Source organism: Piscinibacter sp. (genome assembly GCF_050175855.1).
GTDB lineage: Bacteria > Pseudomonadota > Gammaproteobacteria > Burkholderiales > Burkholderiaceae_C > Piscinibacter.
In genome coordinates this window covers 1-3783 of sequence record NZ_JBFXIO010000447.1, presented here as the reverse complement: position 1 = coordinate 3783, position 3783 = coordinate 1, and the positions used below count along the sequence as shown (strand labels likewise).

General features: G+C 69.8%; 3 protein-coding genes. 2 read left to right on the top strand and 1 reads right to left on the bottom strand.

The features are described from left to right. The coding region (locus AB7U92_RS23550; protein WP_428582690.1) for a nucleotide sugar dehydrogenase at positions 1 to 824 on the bottom strand (824 nt) is incomplete at its 3' end. 179 nt (positions 825 to 1003) lie between these two features. Here AB7U92_RS23550 and AB7U92_RS23545 point away from each other — a divergent pair. Together AB7U92_RS23545 and AB7U92_RS23540 are read left to right on the top strand one after the other, a co-directional pair. Continuing rightward, positions 1004 to 2155: an MraY family glycosyltransferase gene (locus AB7U92_RS23545; RefSeq protein WP_428582688.1), complete on the top strand. Its 1152-nt coding sequence runs from the start codon at positions 1004 to 1006 to the stop codon at positions 2153 to 2155. 110 nt (positions 2156 to 2265) lie between these two features. Next, positions 2266 to 3702 carry a lipid II flippase MurJ gene (locus AB7U92_RS23540; RefSeq protein ID WP_428582686.1) on the top strand — a complete coding sequence of 479 codons (1437 nt, stop codon included), beginning with the start codon at positions 2266 to 2268 and terminating at the stop codon, positions 3700 to 3702. Positions 3703 to 3783: the final 81 nt, after the last annotated feature.

The following is a 3783-nucleotide window of genomic DNA, read 5'->3' as shown; positions in this document are numbered from 1 at the left end:
CCCACCAGGCCCGCCTTGTAGGTCAGGTAGTAGGGGTCGACGCCGATGCAGTGGCCGCCCACGAGACCCGGCTTGAAGGGCAGGAAGTTCCACTTGGTGCCGGCGGCCTGCAGCACTTCCTGGGTGTCGATGCCGATGCGATGGAAGATCATCGCCAGCTCGTTCATCAGTGCGATGTTCAGGTCGCGCTGGGTGTTCTCGATCACCTTGGCCGCCTCGGCCACCGCGATGCTGCTGGCGCAATAGACGCCCGCCTCGATGATGGAGCCGTAGAGGTCGCGCACTCGCGCCAGCGTCTCGGGCGTGTCACCCGACACGACCTTGAGAATCTTCGTCAGGGTGTGCTGCTTGTCGCCTGGATTGATGCGCTCGGGGCTGTACCCGACATTGAAGTCCCGGCGCCAGGTCATGCCCGAGCTGCGCTCGAGGATCGGGATGCAGACCTCCTCGGTCGCGCCCGGGTAGACCGTCGACTCGTACACCACGATGGCGCCGCGCTTCAGGTTGCGGCCCACCGCTTCCGAACTTCGCCGCAAGGGCTCGAAGTCGGGCTGCAGCGCCTCGTTGACCGGCGTGGGCACCGCGACGATCACGAAGTCGGCGTCGCGCAATGCGCTCGCGTCGGTGGTGACGGACAGCCGGCTCGCTGCCGCCAGTTGCTCGCGGCTCACCTCGCCGGTGGCATCCACGCCGGCGGCGATGGCGGCCACCTTGGCCTCGTTGGTGTCCAGTCCGATGGTGGTGTGCTTGCCGCCAAAGGCCACGGCCAGCGGCAGGCCGACGTAGCCGAGGCCCACCACGGCCACGATGGGTTGTTCCTTCATCCAGGTCTCTCCAGGTGCGGGGCGCCAGGCGAGAGCGCCGATCTCATGCCCGAACCGTAGATCGGCAGAACTGATGCCGATCTGAGGAACAACTGGTCGCCGATCGTGCATTTGTGTTTCCTGTCGGTTTTTGTGCCTCCGTGGAGTCAAGGATCAGCGGCGCGCGTCGATATGCGCCTATGCAAACCTTTTCGCTTCCGACCTTGCTGGCGTCGATGGGCGCCGCCGCTGCGCTTTCCTTCACGCTTTGCTTGGCGCTCGTGAAATCTTTCTCGCGTCACGCGCGCTACACCGCCGACGCGGTAGGGATGGGCACGCAGAACCGGCATGGCACTGCGGTGCCGCGCGTCGGCGGCGCGGCCGTAGGGATCGCGGCGTTGGGCGGCACGCTGTGTCTGCCCGAGCCGGCCGCCACGCTGGGCAGATCGTTTCTGCTCTGCGCCGCGCCGGCGCTCGCGTGCGGCCTGGCAGAGGACACGACCCGCCGCGTTGCTGCCCTCTACCGCTTGGCGGCTACCGCCGCCAGCGCGGTGCTTGCGTGGTACCTGCTCGGTGCCCAGTTGGTTCCCGTCGGCCTTGTTGGCCTGGACCTGCTGCTGGTCGCCGGCGCCTCTGGCCTCGTGCTGACCGTGCTCGCGGTCGCTGGCATCGCCAACGCGGCCAACATCATCGACGGAAGCAATGGCCTCGCGTCGGGCTGCCTGACCATCATGCTGTTGGCCGTCGCGCTCGCTGCCTGGAAGGCCGGCGACCTGCCGCTGGCCGCAGTCGCCGGGGTCCTGGCGTGCTCGCTCGCGGGCTTCATGATCGTCAACTACCCGAGCGGACAGATCTTTCTCGGTGATGGCGGCGCCTACTTCGGCGGCATCGCGGTGGCGGTGCTGGCGCTGGTGCTGGTCCAGCGCAACCCGGTGGTTTCACCGCTGTTCGTGTTCGCACTGACCGCCTATCCGGTCACCGAGACCTTGTACTCGGCGTGGCGGCGCATGGCGCGCCGCGGCCGCTCGCCCTTCGTGGCTGACCGGCTGCATCTTCACTCGCTGATTCAGAACCGCCTCTTGCGCTGCGCCGACGTGCCCGACCGGCCCGGCCGCAACCTCGAGCGCAACGCGCGCACCGCGCCCTACCTGTGGCTGGTGTGCCTGTGCGGTGTCGTGCCCTGCACGCTTGCCTTCACCAGCAGCGCGGCACTCGGGGCCGGCGTGGCTCTGACCGTGTGCGCCTATGGGCTGCTGTACCGGACCGTCGTGCGCGGCCGGGCTCCGGCCTGGCTGCGACAGGAAGACACGATCGCGCGAACCACCGAGGGCGCCCCGTCGGTGTTGAGTTGAGCGCGCCGAATCGGGCACGGCCGGGGGTGAACTGAGCCGCCAACGCCCCTCATTTCCGCGCGATGCGATTGCATGTTCCTTCGCACCATCGTCGATATATGACCGAGACGATGATCAAGTCCCCAGCGCAGCATCCTGCGGCACCTGCGTCGCGCTGGAGGGCCTTGCGCGCTTCGCACTTGTGGTCGTCCGCCGCCTTCGTGCTCGGCATGGCGCTGGCCGCCAAGCTGGTCGGCGCCCTCAAGGAGGTGCTCGTCGCCGAGCGCTTCGGCGCGGGGGCGCTGGTCGATCAGTTCGTGTTCGTCTGCACGCTTGCGGCGTGGCCCGCGGCGCTCGGCACCAGCGTCCTGACCGCGGCGATGGTGCCGCTGCTGGCGCGTCCGGGCGTGCTCCCGCACGTGCTCGGCCTGCGTGTGCTGAGGCCGATGCTGGCGGCGCTGATCGGCATCGCCGTCATCGTGGCGGCGCTGTTCTCCTGGTTGTTGCCGCTCTGGTCGCCGATGGGCGATGCCGCCCCGCCGGTCTTTGCGTTGTCGCTCGTGCTCGCGCTGGTGCTCGGCGTGTGCGCAAGCTGGTTCGGCGCGTTGCTGCAGGCCACCGGACGCCAGATCGGGGTGCTGCTCGAGGCCCTGCCTGCGATCAGCATGATCGGGCTGCTGTCGCTGGTCTCGGGCGCATCCGACTGGATGCTGCCGGCAGGGGCCGCAGCCGGCGCACTGCTGCACGCACTCGTGCTGCAACGACTCTGGACGCACGTCCGCGCGACCACGCCGCGGCACGAGCCGGCGCTCGATGCGCTGGTGCATCCGCTGGCGGCGCGGCGCTCGCTTCAGCGCCAATGGTGGCGCCAGTTGCGGCGCGGCGTCGGGCTGGCCACGCTGGCGTACGCGGTGATGTCGATCACGCCGGCAGTCGAGCTGGCGCTGGCCGGCCGATTGGGCGAAGGCAGCACCTCCAGCCTGGGCTACGCGATGCGGGTGGCCGCGCTCGCCAGCGGGTTGGTGGCGGTGGCCGTCAATCGGGTGGCCCTGCTGCACTTCTGCCAGGCCGGCCATGCGCCGGGCGGTTGGATGCGTCCGATGATCGGATTCGGGCTGGCGTCGGGCCTCCTGTCAATCGCCATCGGCGTGTTCGCGCCCGAGCTGGTCGGCACGCTGTTCGAGCGAGGCGCCTTCGACGCCGCCGCCTCGTCGCGTGTGGCGGACCTCACGCGCTGGCAGATCGCCTCGCTGATGCCCTACGTCGTGTCGATGGTGCTGTGCGCCGCGCTGGTGGCGCGCGGTCGATTGCGCGCGTTGCTCGAGGCGAGTGTGCTGTGCGCCCTGGTCCGCATCGGCGTCGCGACCTTCGGCTCGCACGAACACGACACCTCGCTCGCGCTGCTGCTGGTGGCCGCGGCGCCGCTGTGCGGTTATGCGGCGATGTGCCTGTGGCCTGCCTGGCGGCTGGTGCACGACGACCGGCGGCCCGCCGCCGCGGCGCCCCATGGTCGTGAGGCCTTCGACGTCGTCGCCGCGGCAACCCGGCCGGCGCCGCTCGGTTCCTGAGGCGGCCATGCGCATCGGCTTGTTCATCCCGAACCTGCGCGCCGGCGGCGCCGAGCGCGTCGCATGCCTCCTGTCCGAGGC

What these genes read in the sequence shown, in the direction of transcription:
- AB7U92_RS23545 (WP_428582688.1), top strand. Translation starts at nt 1,004, where the DNA reads ATGCAAACCTTTTCGCTTCCGACCTTGCTGGCGTCGATGGGCGCCGCC.
- AB7U92_RS23540 (WP_428582686.1), top strand. Translation starts at nt 2,266, where the DNA reads ATGATCAAGTCCCCAGCGCAGCATCCTGCGGCACCTGCGTCGCGCTGG.